This window comes from Vannielia litorea (assembly GCF_900142295.1).
GTDB classification, from domain to species: Bacteria; Pseudomonadota; Alphaproteobacteria; order Rhodobacterales; family Rhodobacteraceae; genus Vannielia; species Vannielia litorea.
Map to the genome: position 1 here is coordinate 13,554 of NZ_FSRL01000002.1, position 13,581 is coordinate 27,134.

Consider the following 13,581-nt stretch of genomic DNA (forward strand, 5'->3'; position numbering starts at 1 on the left):
CGCGGCATGCATCCCGGCAATGCGGTATCGGCTGTGGTCAGAACATGGGCAGGAGGCGTAAGTCTCCGCCCATTCCGAAGCCGCTCTGGAGACTCACATGACCCGGCTCTACGCCCTTGCCGCCCTGATGGCCCGCCTCACCAAGGCCGAGCCCTGCCCGCACTGGTCCGACTACCTGCGCCAGACCGCCTCGCGCGGCTGAACGCCGATCTGCCCTGCGGCCAAACCAAGAGGTATTGGCTGCACTGACCCGGGCGCTATGTCTCCTGATACAAGCAGGAGAGGACAGCCCCACATGACCCAGACAAGACGCAGATTCCTCGCCACCGCCGCCGCAAGCGCCGGGGCGATCACCGTGTTGCCCTATGCCGCCCGCGCCGAGGCGCATGGGGCCGACACCTTCGCCACCGAGGGTAGCGAGATCACCATTCACCCGATCGACCATGCCTCCTTTGTCATGGAGACCCCGGCGGGCGTGATCTACGTGGACCCGGTGGGTGACCCGGCGGCCTATGCCGACCTGCCGCCCGCCGCGCTGATCCTCGTGACCCATGAACATGGCGACCACTTCAACGCCGAGACGCTGGCCGCGCTGCGCGGCGAGGCCCATCTCATCACCAACCCGGCCGTGGCCGAGAAGCTCGGCGATGCCGCGCCCGACGAGGTGCTGGCCAATGGCGAGAGCACGGAGTGGAACGGTGTCACCATCGACGCGATCCCGGCCTACAACCTCACCGAGGACCGGCTGAACTTTCATCCGCAGGGGCGCGACAACGGCTACGTGCTGACCATCGACGGCTTCCGCACCTATGTGTCGGGCGATACCGAGGACATCCCCGAGATGCGGGCGCTGGAGGCGATCGACCTGGCCTTCGTCTGCATGAACCTGCCCTTCACCATGTCGCTGGAGCAGGCCGCGAGCGCCGTGAAGGAGTTTGCCCCGGCCTATGTGTATCCCTACCACTACAAGGGCCGCGACGGCGACATCCAGGACCCGGAGGCCTTTGCGGCGCTGGTTGCCGATACCTCCGAGGTCAGGTTCGGCGGCTGGTACGGCGAGATGGAGACCTGAGCCACGCAAGGCGCTGAAATGCAGAAGGCCCCGGAGATTGCTCTCCGGGGCCTTCGCTGTCTCAGGAGGCTGCGCGGCTGCCGCCGCTCTTGGAGCGGCGCGGCCTGCGGCGCTTCTGCCCGGCGGGCTTGGCCGCCGCTGCGGGGCGCGCGTCTTTCTGGCCCTGTCCGCCACCGCCACCGCCGCCCCGGCGCCGGCCACCGCCACCACCGGGCTTGCCACGGCCACCGCCGCCGCCGCGGGTGGGGCGCTTCATCGGCTCCCAGGCCTCGCCGGACGCCACCGGGATGGACTTGCCCATCACCTTCTGCACGTCCTTCAGCTCGCCCATCTCCTCGGGGGAGACATAGGCGATGGCGGTGCCGTCGCGGCCCGCGCGCGCGGTGCGGCCGATGCGGTGCACGTAGTTGTCGGGCACGTTGGGCATGTCGTAGTTGTAGACGTAGCGCACCTCGGGGATGTCGATGCCACGGGCGGCCACATCGGTGGCCACCAGCACCATCAACTCGCCCTCGCGGAAGCCCGAGAGCGCACGGTCACGCTGGCCCTGGCTCTTGTTGCCGTGGATCGAGCCCGCGGCAAAGCCGGCCTTCTCGAGGTGCTTCTTGATCCGCTCCGCGCCGTGCTTGGTGCGCGAAAACACCAGCGCCGCCTCCTTGGGGTGCTTGGCGAGGTGCTCGATGAGCAGCGATTGCTTTTCGGCCTGGTCGACGAAGTGCAGGCATTGGTCGATCTTGTCGGCCGGCTTGCCGGCGGGGGCGGTTTCGATCCGCACCGGATCACTGAGGTAGGACTGCGAAAGCTCTTCCATCAGCTTGGGCATGGTGGCCGAGAACAGCATGGTCTGCCGGTCTTTCGGCAGCAGCGGCGCGATCTGGCGCAGGGCGTGGATGAAGCCCATGTCGAGCATCTGGTCGGCCTCGTCGAGCACCAGGAAGCGGGCCTGGTCGAGCCGGACGGCCTTGCGCTCCAGCAGGTCGATCAGGCGGCCGGGGGTGGCGACCAGCAGGTCGGTGCCGCGGCCCAGCTTCTGGATCTGCGGGTTGATGGAGACGCCGCCGACCACGAGGTTTGTGCGCAGCTGCGTGCCCTTGGCGAAGCCTTGCAGGTTCTCGACGATCTGCTTGGCGAGTTCGCGGGTGGGGGCGAGGATGAGGCCGCGGACAGCCTTGGGGTCGGGCTTGCCCTCGATCCGCAGCAGGGCGGAAACGATGGGCAGGCCGAAGGCGGCGGTCTTGCCGGTGCCGGTTTGCGCCAGGCCCATCACGTCACGGCCGTTCATGGCGTGGGGGATGGCCTTGGTCTGGATCGGGGTCGGCTGGGTGATGTTCATTTCGGCCAGGTTGGCCAGGAGTTTGGGCGGAAGCCCGAGCATGTCGAAATCCAAAGGATTGTCCTTTTCGGGCGGGCGGCACTGGCCACCCGCAATAGGCGGGTGCGGCCCGACACGGGCCACACGTCACAGTTGGGTTGCGCGCAAAACACCTCGCCTGGGCCGGATTGCCCCTGTGAGTGCTCTGGCGTCTGACCCCCCGCGTGATCTGGGAACCATATGTAAGGAAAGAGTGCCGTGCGGGCCGTTCTGATCGGTCTTGTCGTCGTATCGCCACGCTGCCCCGCTCACGCGGCGGGTGCGGCATGAGGGCCATATGAGGGGTAAAGGATTGAAAGTCAATGAAGAGCGAAGGCCCCGGCGCCGAAACACCGGGGCGTTGCCATTGTGCCTGCCTCAGGAGTTGTGGTCGTAGGCGCTTTCGCCGTGTACCGCGAGGTCGAGGCCGGCGTACTCGATTTCCTCGTCCACACGGAGCGGGGTGACGAGGCGGCACAGGTAGATCAGTGCGAAGGTCATCACGATGGTGAAGACCCCGACGATGGCGAGCGAGCCGAGCTGGGCCGCCCAGCTGCCCGCGCCGAAGGCCGCGATCATGATGGTGCCGAAGATGCCGCCCACGCCGTGAACCGCCATGACATCGAGCGTGTCGTCGATGCGCACCTTGTTGCGAATCAGGCCCACCGCCTCCTGGCAGAGAATGCCGGCGATACCGCCGATGACGAGCGCCGCGATCGGGCCGACGAAGCCGGAGGCGGGCGTGATCGAGGCGAGGCCGGCGATGGTGCCGGTGACCGCGCCGACAACCGAGGCCTTGCCATACTTGATCTTTTCCCAGAGCGCCCAGGTGAGGGTCGCCGTGGCGGCGGAGATATGGGTGACGGTGAGCGCCATGGCCGCGCCGCCATCGGCCGCCAGCTGCGAGCCGCCGTTGAACCCGAACCAGCCGACCCAGAGCAGCGAGGCGCCGATGACCACGTAGCCGGGGTTGTGGGGCGGCTTGTTGTCATCCTTCCGGCGGCCGAGCACGGCGGCGAGGATGAGCGCGGCGATGCCTGCGGTTTCATGCACCACGATACCGCCGGCGAAGTCCTTCACGCCGGTCTCGCCGAAGAGGCCGCCGTCGGCCAGAAAGCCGCCGCCCCAGACCCAGTGCACCACCGGAGCGTAGCAGAGCAGCATCCAGAGCCCGGAGAAGAGCAGCACGAAGCCGAAGCCGATGCGCTCGACATAGGCGCCGACGATGAGCGCGGGGGTGATGATGGCAAAGGTCATCTGGAAGGCGAAGAAGAGGATCTCGGGCAGGGTGCCCGAGAGGCTATCGGCGGTGACGCCGTTGAGGAAGACCTTGCCGAGGCCGCCCCACCAGCTCGCGGCCTCTCCGAAGGCGATGGAATAGCCCGCCACCAGCCAGAGCACGCTCATCAGGCAGGCGATGGCGTAGCAGTGCATGAAGACGCTGAGCACGTTGCGCGCCCGCACCAGCCCGCCGTAAAACAGCGCCAGCCCTGGCAGCGTCATCATCAGCACAAGCGCCGTGGCCACGATGATCCACGCGGTATCTGCTCCGTTCATGTCTGTCCCCTCCTCGGTTTGATTGCAGGGCAGAGACATTTGCCGGAGTGCAAAAGAAAGCGGCAATGCACATCCGGGCTGCCAAACAACCGGGCGCTTTTGGAAATGCCCACAAAATGTGCGCCATGCGGGGCGTGCGCCTTCATGATGTGCAGGAATATTATTCCAGCCGCGCGATCGCCGCGCGGCAACGCCGCCGGTTTGCCCCGTGCACAGAGGCAGGCCGCGAAAGCGGGCCTTGATCGGTGTGTCCCAAGGCACTATACGCCCCCGGTGGCCTGCATCGGCCCGATTCACCAACCAAGAAAAGCCGTGGCCGTCCATCTCGCTTCGGGGACGCGTCCGGCAAGGAGAAGCGACATGAAACTGAACGAACTCGCCCCCGCAGAGGGCTCCTCCCCGAAGAAAAAGCGCGTGGCTCGTGGCCCCGGCTCCGGCAAGGGCAAGATGGCCGGCCGTGGTATCAAGGGCCAGAAGTCGCGCTCGGGCGTGGCGATCAACGGCTACGAAGGCGGCCAGATGCCGCTCTACCAGCGGCTCCCCAAGCGCGGCTTCAACAAGCCGAACCGCAAGAAATTCGCCGTCGTCAACCTCGGGCTCATCCAGAAGTTCATCGACGAGAAGAAGCTCGACGCCAAGGGCACCATCGACGAGGACGCACTGGTGGCCTCCGGCCTCGTGCGCCGCAAGCTCGATGGCGTGCGCGTGCTGGCCAAGGGTGAACTGACCACCAAGGTCGCGCTCTCGGTCACCGGGGCCTCCAAATCGGCCGTCGAGGCCGTCGAGAAGGCCGGCGGCTCGCTGGCGATCACGGCTGCGCAGGCCGCCGAGTAAGACGGTTGCCCAAGGCGGCGCAGGCCCCTACATGGCTAATGACGTAACTGCGCCGCCGGTCCTGAGAGGGCCCGGCGGCGCATCGGCATAACGAAAAGAGCACATCTCCATGGCATCAGCAGCAGAGCAAATGGCCGCCAACATGAGCTGGGGGGCCATCGGCAAGGCCCCCGAGCTGCGGCAGCGGATCTTCTTCACCATCGGGTTGCTGATCATCTATCGCCTCGGAACCTACATCCCGGTGCCCGGAATCGACGGCACCGCGCTGCGGGCCTTCATGGAGCAGGCGACGCAGGGCCTTGGCGGCGTGCTCAACATGTTCACCGGGGGCGCCATCGGCCGGATGGGCATCTTTGCCCTCGGTATCATGCCCTACATCTCCGCCTCGATCATCGTTCAGCTGCTGACGGCCATGGTGCCGGCGCTGGAGCAGCTGAAGAAGGAGGGCGAGCAGGGCCGCAAGAAGATCAACCAGTACACCCGCTACGGCACCGTGGCGCTGGCGACCTTCCAGGCCTACGGCCTTGCGGTGTCGCTGCAGAACGGCTCGGCCGACGGTGTGCCCTTCGTGGCCGATCCGGGGCTCTTCTTCATCGCCTCCTGCGTCATCACGCTGGTGGGCGGCACCATGTTCCTGATGTGGCTCGGCGAGCAGATCACCGCGCGCGGCATCGGCAACGGCATCTCGCTCATCATCTTCGTCGGCATCGTTGCCGAGCTGCCCGGGGCGCTGGCGCAGTTCTTCGTGCAGGGCCAGACCGGGGCGATCTCGGGCGGGGTGGTGATCGGCGTGCTGGTGATGATCGTGGCCGTGCTGACCTTCGTGGTCTTCATGGAGCGCAGCCTGCGCAAGATCCACATCCAGTATCCGCGCCGCCAGGTCGGCATGAAGGTTTATGACGGTGGCTCCAGCCACCTGCCGATCAAGGTGAACCCGGCGGGCGTGATCCCGGCGATCTTCGCCTCGTCGCTGCTGCTGCTGCCGACCACCGTCAGCACCTTCTCCGGCAACCAGACCGGCCCGGTGATGAGCACCATCCTGGCCTACTTCGGCCCCGGACAGCCGCTCTACCTGCTGTTCTTCGCGGCGATGATCGTGTTCTTCACCTATTTCTACACCCATAACGTCTCGTTCAAGACCGACGACGTGGCCGACAACCTGAAGAACCAGAACGGCTTTGTCCCCGGCATCCGCCCCGGCAAGCGCACCGCCGAATACTTCGAGTATGTCGTCAACCGCATCCTCGTGCTCGGCTCCGCCTACCTGGCGCTTGTCTGCCTGCTGCCCGAAATGGTGCGCGGCGGCCTCGGGATCACCGCCTACTTCGGCGGCACCTCGATCCTGATCATCGTGTCGGTCGGCATGGACACGATCCAGCAGGTCCAGTCGCATCTGCTGGCGCATCAGTACGAAAATCTCATTGAGCGCTCGCAGCTTCGCGGTAAAAAGCGTGGAAGCCGAAACCGGAGGGGGGCAGCGCGCAGATGAACATCATACTTCTCGGACCGCCCGGCGCGGGCAAGGGCACCCAGGCCAAGATCCTCGTGGAGAGCGAGGGGATGGTGCAGCTGTCGACCGGCGACATGCTGCGCGCGGCCCGCACCTCGGGCACCGAGATGGGCAAGCGCGTGGCCGAGGTGATGGACCGGGGCCATCTGGTCACCGACGAGATCGTCATCGGCCTGATCCGCGAGCAGCTCGAGAAGGACCCCGAGAAGGGCTACATCTTCGACGGGTTCCCCCGCACCCTGAAGCAGGCCGACGCGCTGGGTGAGCTGCTGGCCGAGATGGGCCAGAGCCTCGACGTGGCCCTGGAGCTGCGGGTGAACGACGAGGCGCTGGTGGAGCGCATCCTCAACCGCGCCCGCGAGGCCGTGGCCGCAGGCGGCGAGGCCCGCGCCGACGACAACGAGGAAAGCCTCAAGACCCGGCTGATGGCCTATTACAAGATGACCTCGCCGCTGGTGGGCTACTACTACGCGAAAGGCCTTTACGCCGAGACCGACGGGCTCGCCCCGATCGAGCAAGTGGCGAAGGGCGTCCGCGAGAAGCTGGGCCTGGCCTGACGGCGCCGGGTCAGCCGGCCGGAGGCGCCGCCGAGGCGGCCCACAGCCTCGCCCGCTGCCCCGAACAACCCCATGCCCGAGCCGGGGTGCGCTTGCCACCGCGGCGCGCGCCTCAGGCCCATCGTCCGCCACATGCGCGGGGCTGACACGGCGAGAATGGCACAACAGGCTTTTCGCCGAGTCGGTTTTGCGGCATCCTGCCCGGACGCGCGGCTTGAGACACGTCGGGATTGACAAATCCTGAACGTGCCCTTGACGCGCCGTCCAAATCCCCTTATTTGGGCGCTTCTCATCCGGGAATCGCCATTCGCGACTCGGGTTGAGAGTGCATCGGCCCGGGGGCGCAAACCCTTCGGGCCTCTGTTGTGAAAAAAGGTTCTGGCAGCACGGAACCGCAACCGAAGGAAAACCACTTTGGCCCGTATCGCTGGGGTTAACATCCCGACCGCAAAGCGCGTTCCGATCGCGCTCACCTACATCCACGGCATCGGCCCCGATTCCGCCCGCAAGATCTGCGAGGCCGTCGGCATCGACCTGACCCGCCGCGTCAACGAGCTTTCCGACAGCGAAGTGCTCGCCGTCCGTGAGCACATCGACGCCAACTACACCGTTGAGGGCGACCTGCGCCGCGACGTGCAGATGAACATCAAGCGCCTGATGGACCTCGGCTGCTACCGCGGCCTGCGTCATCGTCGCAATCTCCCGGTGCGCGGTCAGCGGACCCACACCAACGCTCGCACCCGCAAAGGCCCCGCAAAGGCCATTGCCGGCAAGAAGAAATAAGGGAGGGTTCGACCAATGGCACGCGATACCCGTCGTGGCGCGACCAAGCGCAAGGTTTCCAAGAACATCGCCGCTGGCGTTGCTCACGTGAACTCCTCGTTCAACAACACCAAGATCCTGATCTCCGACGTGCAAGGCAACGCGATTGCCTGGTCGTCGGCAGGCACCATGGGCTTCAAGGGCTCGCGGAAATCCACGCCCTACGCGGCGCAGATGGCCGCCGAGGACGCGGGCCGCAAGGCCCAGGAGCACGGCGTCAAGACCCTCGAGGTCGAGGTGCAGGGCCCCGGTTCGGGCCGCGAGAGCGCGCTGCGCGCGCTGGCCGCAGTGGGCTTCAACATCACGTCCATCCGCGACGTGACCCCGATTGCCCACAATGGCTGCCGCCCGCCGAAACGTCGCCGGGTCTGATCTGAAACGCATTTGCCGGAGGGCTGCCCAGCCCTCCGGTCCGTCATTTTATCCTCGGGCGTTCGCAGGCAGGACATGGGCTGCGAACTGGTATGGAGGCGACATACACATGATCCACAAGAACTGGCAGGAACTGATCAAACCGACGCAGCTTGACGTGAAGCCGGGCAATGACCCCGCGCGTCAGGCCACCGTTGTCGCGGAACCGCTGGAGCGGGGCTTCGGCCTCACCCTCGGCAACGCGCTGCGCCGGGTGCTGCTCAGCTCCCTGCAAGGCGCTGCCATCACCAGCGTCCAGATCGACAACGTGCTGCACGAGTTTTCCTCGATTGCCGGTGTGCGCGAAGACGTGACCGACGTGGTGCTGAACCTCAAGGGCGTGGCCATCCGCATGGATGTGGACGGGCCGAAGCGCCTGTCGATCTCGGCCAAGGGCCCCGGCGTCGTGACCGCGGGCGACATCTCCGAGAGCGCGGGCATCGAGATCCTGAACAAGGACCACGTGATCTGCCACCTCGACGAGGGCGCCGATCTCTACGTGGAGCTGACCGTGAACACCGGCAAGGGCTACGTGGCGGCCGACAAGAACCGCCCCGAGGATGCCCCCATCGGCCTGATCCCGATCGACGCGATCTACTCGCCCGTGAAGAAGGTCAGCTACGACGTGCAGCCCACCCGTGAGGGCCAGGTGCTGGACTACGACAAGCTGACGCTGAAGCTCGAAACCGACGGCTCGGTGAGCCCCGACGATGCCGTGGCCTATGCCGCCCGCATCCTGCAGGACCAGCTCTCGATCTTCGTCAACTTCGACGAGCCCGAAAGCGCCACTCGCCAGGACGAGGACGATGGCCTCGAGTTCAACCCGCTTCTGCTGAAGAAGGTGGACGAGCTGGAACTGTCGGTGCGTTCGGCCAACTGCCTGAAGAACGACAACATCGTCTACATCGGCGACCTGATCCAGAAGACCGAAGCCGAGATGCTCCGCACCCCGAACTTTGGCCGCAAGTCGCTGAACGAGATCAAGGAGGTGCTTTCGGGCATGGGCCTGCACCTCGGCATGGATGTCGAGGAGTGGCCGCCGGAGAACATCGAGGACCTGGCGAAGAAGTTCGAAGACCAGTTCTAAGATCGGCCGCCGGGTGCGCCATGACTGCGCACCCTACGCCAACCCGCAGGGTGCGCCCTCGTGGCGCGCCCCGCGAAACACCCGGGCATCCTGCCCCAAGGAGAGCCGGCGCTACGCACGCCGGCCGGACAAAGCAAAACCGCCCGTAGAGGGCACACTCTAGGAGAAGAAACATGCGTCACGCCCGCGGATACCGCCGCCTGAACCGCACCCACGAGCACCGCAAGGCGCTCTTTGCCAACATGGCCGGCTCGCTGATCGAGCATGAGCAGATCAAGACGACCCTGCCCAAGGCCAAGGAACTCAAGCGCATCATGGACAAGCTCATCACCCTCGGCAAACGCCAGGGCGATCTGCATGCCCGCCGCCAGGCCGCCTCGCGCCTGAAGCAGGATGCCTATGTTGCCAAGCTCTTCGAAGTGCTGGGCCCCCGCTACGCCGAGCGCAACGGTGGATACACCCGCGTGCTGAAGGCCGGCTTCCGCTACGGTGACATGGCCCCGATGGCGATCATCGAGCTGGTCGACCGCGACCCCGCCGCCAAGGGTGCCGCCGACCGTGCGCGCCTCGAGGCCGAGGACGCCGCTGCCGAGTGAGGCCACAGTGCCGACCGGAACAGAAAAGGCCCGCACGATTGCCGTGCGGGCCTTTTTCTCTTTATCGCGCCGTTCGCGCGAGGGAGCGGGTTCTTCCGGCTCCGAAGGCGCCTCAGGCGGCGCGACCCAGTCCGGGGGTTTCCCCCCCGGCCAACCGCTCGATCAGGGCGATGATTTCGCCATCGGCCACCGGGGTGGACCCGATGAACTCAAGCAGGTCGGCTCGAAGCTGGACCGGCAGGCGCATCAGCTGCGCAAAGGTTTCCGGCCTCATCTGTTGCACGAATTTACACTCCATTCGGTGTGTTGTGTGCGGCTCAATTTAAGGTTGACTGGGTTTCTGGCAACTTGTCTAAAAAGACATGTCTGACAAACAAAGGATCGACAGGGAACTCGAGGCCCTCGGGAAGCTGGCCCCTGCGGGCTACTTCGCTGGTTTGCATATCCGATTCGCCTCGCCGCTCCATGTGTTCCAGACGTATGACAGGGCATGGACAGATCATTACACCGCGCAGGCCTATGCCATGCGGGATCCGATGATCGCCTGGGGGTTTTCCACAGAAGGGGAAACGCGGTGGAGCGAGATCGAATTGCCGGACCCGTTCGGTATTCTCGACGAAGCCGCGGAATTTGGCCTGAAGTACGGGATGCAGGTGTCCTGCGGACCGATCTCTTCACGCACGATCGCAGGGGCAGCGCGAGCAGACCGAGAATTCGAGGCAGATGAAATGGCCGCAATCGGCGATATCATCCGCAGGCTGCACGACCTGACAGAGCCTCCGGAGAGTCTGACCCAGGCACAGATAGATGCTCTGCGCCTGATCGCCGCGGGGGATCGCCACACTGCCGCAGCTGCCAAACTCAAGATTTCCGAAAGCGCGCTCAAGGCCCGCCTCACCGCCGCCCGGGAAAGGCTTCATGCCCGCACCACGGCCGAGGCGCTTCAGCGGGCGAAGGAATACAGACTGCTTTAGCGTGCCGATCTCTCCTGCTTGGCGCAGGGCTTGCTTTTATTACCACCCAGCAAGCAGGAGAAATGCGATGCAAACCACCACCCTTTCCTTCGCCAACCTTCACAACCACGGCGAGCTCTTTGCCAACCTCTTTCGCGCAAGGCGTCAGAGCTTCATCGTGCAGAACAATTGGGATCTGCCCGAAGCGATGGGAATGGAATACGACCAGTACGACACCCCGGCCTCGCGCTGGGTTGCCGTGCATGACGGGGCCGAGATTCTTGCCGGGATCCGTTTGACACCCACCACCGCGCGCTGCGGGATCTACAGCTACATGATCCGCGACGCGCAGCGCCACCTGCTCGAGAGCATCCCGGCCGACCTGCTGGACTACGAGGCCCCGATCTCCGACACGATCTGGGAATCGAGCCGCGTGTTCGTTTCGCACACCACGCCGATGAACATTCGTCGCCGGGTGCACGCCTACCTGATCATGGAGATGACCCGGTCGGCCCGCGAGCTGGGCGCGGCGGAGGTGCTGGGCCTGATTCCCGCCAACTGGCCCCGTTGGGCCGGGCGTTGCGGGCTCAAGGCCAAGGCCGCCGGACGGGTGATGGATTTCGACGGGCACCCGAGCCAGGTCGTCTCGATCGACCTGCGTGACAACATGCACTGAGGTGCCTTGCTCGGGGCGGTGCTGCGCCGCCCCGGGCGAAACGCTTCCCCTCGCCCCCGCGAGGCCCTACATCTGGCCCATGGCCGATCTCTTCGACACAACTGCAACCCAGTCCGCCTCAGGCAAGGCCCCACGCCCCTTGGCCGACCGGCTGCGCCCGGCAAGGCTGGGAGACGTGATCGGGCAGGAGCACCTGCTTGCGCACGAGGCCCCGCTGGGCGCGATGCTGGCGGGTGGCAGCCTGAGCTCGCTCATCCTCTGGGGCCCGCCCGGTGTGGGCAAGACCACCATCGCCCGCCTGCTCGCCCATGAGACCGACCTCGCTTTCGTGCAGATCAGCGCGATCTTCACCGGCGTGCCGGAGCTGCGGAAGGTCTTCGAGGCGGCGAAGCACCGCAGGAGCAACGGGCAGGGCACGCTGCTCTTCGTCGACGAGATCCACCGCTTCAACAAGGCGCAGCAGGATGGCTTTCTGCCGCATATGGAAGACGGCACGATCGTGCTGGTCGGAGCGACCACGGAGAACCCGAGTTTCGAGCTGAACGCGGCGATCCTCTCCCGCGCGCAGGTTCTGGTGCTGCACCGGCTTGACGGGGTAGCGCTGGACAAGCTCCTGCTCCGCGCCGAGAAGGAGCTGGGCCAGGCCCTGCCGCTCACCGGAGAGGCGCGCGAGAGCCTGCTCGGGATGGCCGATGGCGACGGGCGGGCACTGCTGAACCTGGTGGAGCAGGTGGCGGGCTGGAAGGCCGAGGCCAAGCTCGACCCGAAGGCGCTGGCGGCCCGGCTGCAACGGCGTGCGGCGCAATACGACAAGTCGGGCGACGGGCATTACAACCTGATCTCCGCCCTGCACAAGTCGGTGCGCGGGAGCGACCCCGACGCCGCGCTCTACTGGTTTGCCCGGATGCTGGAGGGCGGGGAGGATCCGCGCTTCCTGGCCCGGAGGATCACCCGCATGGCGGTGGAGGACATCGGCCTTGCCGACCCCGCGGCGCAGACCCACTGCCTGCACGCCTGGGAGGTCTACGAGCGGCTGGGGTCGCCGGAGGGCGAGCTGGCACTGGCGCAGGCGCTCACCTACATCGCGCTCGCGCCCAAGTCGAATGCCACCTACGTGGCCTACAAGGCCGCCCGTGCAGCGGCCAGGCAAACCGGCTCGGAGCCGCCGCCCAAGCACATCCTCAACGCACCCACGAAGCTGATGAGCGAGCAGGGCTATGGCGAGGGCTACGCCTATGACCATGACGCCGAAGACGGGTTCTCGGGGCAGAACTACTTTCCCGACGGGATGAAGCGCGGAATCTACTACCAGCCGGTCGAACGCGGCTTCGAGCGTGAGCTGAAGAAGCGGGTGGAGTGGTTCGCGGGGCTGAGAGCCAAGCGGAACAAGGGGTAGAGAGAGCGGTTCGTGGAGTTTTCGGACTACATTGTGTTCGTAGATTAAAGTGGTGACCACAGCCTCACTTCAATCGATTCACAGTTTCCGGTCTTCGCTCTATCATTTTGCATCGTCAGGAAGACTGACTACTTTCGGCTGGTCGTTCCCGCCGTGCAGGAGCTCAAGTTCAAATACTGGGGCCACGATGCAGTGATCCTCCATGAACATGAAATAAGAAAGTCGAAGGGCGCTTTCTCGTTTCTCTTGGCGGACCGGCAAACACGCGAGAGCTTCTACGCCGACCTACACCAGATCATGGTGGACGCGCCCATTTCGATCATCGGCGCAGTTATAGACAAGCGAGCGCTACTGAAACGTTACGCGCGCCCATGGAGCCCCTATGAACTCGCCCTTCATTTTTGCCTCGAACGCTTGGACATGTTCTTGCGCAGGAATGGCCAAGATGGACGGCGCGTTCACATCGTCTTTGAGTGTCGTGGCAAGACCGAGGACTCCGAGCTCGAACTGACATTTCGCCGTATCATCGCTGGCTCGAACCGATGGGGGTATCGCAACCACGACTTCTCGACGATGGAACTTGAACCTGTGTTCGCGAGGAAGTCAGTGAACTCGACCGGTCTACAACTGGCCGACCTCACAGCGAGGCCCCTGGCGCTTCAGGTGCTCATACCAGAGCAACGAAACCGCACCTTTGACGTCCTGCGAGAAAAGTTGGCCTACAGGAAGACCTTTCCGTAGCGGGCCAACAGCAAAGGA

14 protein-coding genes and 1 pseudogene are annotated in these 13,581 nt (G+C 65.3%); 12 read left to right on the plus strand and 3 right to left on the minus strand.

All coding sequences use genetic code 11. The features are described 5' to 3' along the window. Positions 1 to 295: 295 nt before the first annotated feature. A complete protein-coding gene (locus tag BUR94_RS17940) occupies positions 296 to 1,072 on the plus strand; it encodes an MBL fold metallo-hydrolase (protein WP_074257820.1) in 777 nt (258 codons plus the stop codon). 61 nt (positions 1,073 to 1,133) lie between these two features. Here BUR94_RS17940 and BUR94_RS17945 read toward each other — a convergent pair whose 3' ends face one another. Both BUR94_RS17945 and BUR94_RS17950 read right to left on the minus strand, forming a co-directional pair. Next, entirely contained in the window at positions 1,134 to 2,459 is a 1,326-nt protein-coding gene (locus tag BUR94_RS17945; RefSeq protein ID WP_245794626.1) for a DEAD/DEAH box helicase, read from the minus strand. A gap of 342 nt (positions 2,460 to 2,801) precedes the next feature. Continuing rightward, complete coding sequence (locus tag BUR94_RS17950; RefSeq protein ID WP_074257821.1) at positions 2,802 to 3,980, minus strand: ammonium transporter; 1,179 nt, start codon at positions 3,978 to 3,980, stop codon at positions 2,802 to 2,804. 360 nt (positions 3,981 to 4,340) lie between these two features. On the opposite strand from BUR94_RS17950, the gene rplO reads away from it, so the two are divergent. The 7 genes from rplO (at position 4,341) to rplQ (ending at position 9,797) form a co-directional block, all read left to right on the plus strand. After that, entirely contained in the window at positions 4,341 to 4,814 is a 474-nt protein-coding gene (gene rplO, locus BUR94_RS17955; protein WP_074257822.1) for a 50S ribosomal protein L15, read from the plus strand. 109 nt (positions 4,815 to 4,923) lie between these two features. Continuing rightward, positions 4,924 to 6,303, plus strand: coding sequence for a preprotein translocase subunit SecY (secY, locus tag BUR94_RS17960; protein ID WP_074257823.1), 1,380 nt, complete (start codon positions 4,924 to 4,926; stop codon positions 6,301 to 6,303). Beyond that, positions 6,300 to 6,881, plus strand: a complete 582-nt coding sequence (locus BUR94_RS17965) for an adenylate kinase (protein WP_074257824.1) — start codon at positions 6,300 to 6,302, stop codon at positions 6,879 to 6,881. Before secY ends, BUR94_RS17965 begins: the two co-directional genes overlap by 4 nt. A gap of 414 nt (positions 6,882 to 7,295) precedes the next feature. Next, the gene (gene rpsM / locus BUR94_RS17970) at positions 7,296 to 7,664 is read left to right on the plus strand and encodes a 30S ribosomal protein S13 (RefSeq protein WP_074257825.1); all 369 of its coding nucleotides are present in this window, start codon (positions 7,296 to 7,298) and stop codon (positions 7,662 to 7,664) included. A gap of 15 nt (positions 7,665 to 7,679) precedes the next feature. Beyond that, positions 7,680 to 8,075, plus strand: a complete 396-nt coding sequence (gene rpsK, locus BUR94_RS17975; RefSeq protein ID WP_074257826.1) for a 30S ribosomal protein S11 — start codon at positions 7,680 to 7,682, stop codon at positions 8,073 to 8,075. A 109-nt stretch (positions 8,076 to 8,184) separates the two neighbouring features. Beyond that, positions 8,185 to 9,201 carry a DNA-directed RNA polymerase subunit alpha gene (locus tag BUR94_RS17980; protein WP_074257827.1) on the plus strand — a complete coding sequence of 339 codons (1,017 nt, stop codon included), beginning with the start codon at positions 8,185 to 8,187 and terminating at the stop codon, positions 9,199 to 9,201. Positions 9,202 to 9,374: 173 nt separating this feature from the next. Then, positions 9,375 to 9,797, plus strand: coding sequence for a 50S ribosomal protein L17 (rplQ, locus tag BUR94_RS17985; RefSeq protein ID WP_074257828.1), 423 nt, complete (start codon positions 9,375 to 9,377; stop codon positions 9,795 to 9,797). A 112-nt stretch (positions 9,798 to 9,909) separates the two neighbouring features. Here the strand turns inward: rplQ and BUR94_RS20790 are convergent, their stop codons facing one another. After that, entirely contained in the window at positions 9,910 to 10,080 is a 171-nt protein-coding gene (locus BUR94_RS20790; protein WP_175570498.1) for a hypothetical protein, read from the minus strand. Positions 10,081 to 10,159: 79 nt separating this feature from the next. Between BUR94_RS20790 and BUR94_RS17995 the strand changes: the two genes are divergently transcribed. From BUR94_RS17995 to BUR94_RS18010, 4 genes and pseudogenes are all read left to right on the plus strand, one after another. Further along, on the plus strand, positions 10,160 to 10,771 hold the full coding sequence (locus BUR94_RS17995; protein WP_074257830.1) for an autoinducer binding domain-containing protein: 612 nt from the start codon (positions 10,160 to 10,162) through the stop codon (positions 10,769 to 10,771). A gap of 67 nt (positions 10,772 to 10,838) precedes the next feature. After that, on the plus strand, positions 10,839 to 11,426 hold the full coding sequence (locus tag BUR94_RS18000) for an acyl-homoserine-lactone synthase (protein ID WP_074257831.1): 588 nt from the start codon (positions 10,839 to 10,841) through the stop codon (positions 11,424 to 11,426). Positions 11,427 to 11,505: 79 nt separating this feature from the next. Further along, entirely contained in the window at positions 11,506 to 12,822 is a 1,317-nt protein-coding gene (locus tag BUR94_RS18005) for a replication-associated recombination protein A (protein ID WP_074257832.1), read from the plus strand. Between the two features lie 60 nt (positions 12,823 to 12,882). After that, positions 12,883 to 13,563: pseudogene (locus BUR94_RS18010) on the plus strand (DUF3800 domain-containing protein); the annotation flags it as partial. Between the last annotated feature and the right edge of the window lie 18 nt (positions 13,564 to 13,581).

Coding starts and splice junctions, on each gene's coding strand:
- BUR94_RS18005 (WP_074257832.1), top strand. CDS start 11,506: ATGGCCGATCTCTTCGACACAACTGCAACCCAGTCCGCCTCAGGCAAG.
- BUR94_RS17965 (WP_074257824.1), top strand. CDS start 6,300: ATGAACATCATACTTCTCGGACCGCCCGGCGCGGGCAAGGGCACCCAG.
- BUR94_RS18000 (WP_074257831.1), top strand. CDS start 10,839: ATGCAAACCACCACCCTTTCCTTCGCCAACCTTCACAACCACGGCGAG.
- secY (WP_074257823.1), top strand. CDS start 4,924: ATGGCATCAGCAGCAGAGCAAATGGCCGCCAACATGAGCTGGGGGGCC.
- BUR94_RS17940 (WP_074257820.1), top strand. CDS start 296: ATGACCCAGACAAGACGCAGATTCCTCGCCACCGCCGCCGCAAGCGCC.
- rplQ (WP_074257828.1), top strand. CDS start 9,375: ATGCGTCACGCCCGCGGATACCGCCGCCTGAACCGCACCCACGAGCAC.
- BUR94_RS17995 (WP_074257830.1), top strand. CDS start 10,160: ATGTCTGACAAACAAAGGATCGACAGGGAACTCGAGGCCCTCGGGAAG.
- BUR94_RS17950 (WP_074257821.1), bottom strand. CDS start 3,980: ATGAACGGAGCAGATACCGCGTGGATCATCGTGGCCACGGCGCTTGTG.
- rplO (WP_074257822.1), top strand. CDS start 4,341: ATGAAACTGAACGAACTCGCCCCCGCAGAGGGCTCCTCCCCGAAGAAA.
- rpsK (WP_074257826.1), top strand. CDS start 7,680: ATGGCACGCGATACCCGTCGTGGCGCGACCAAGCGCAAGGTTTCCAAG.
- BUR94_RS17980 (WP_074257827.1), top strand. CDS start 8,185: ATGATCCACAAGAACTGGCAGGAACTGATCAAACCGACGCAGCTTGAC.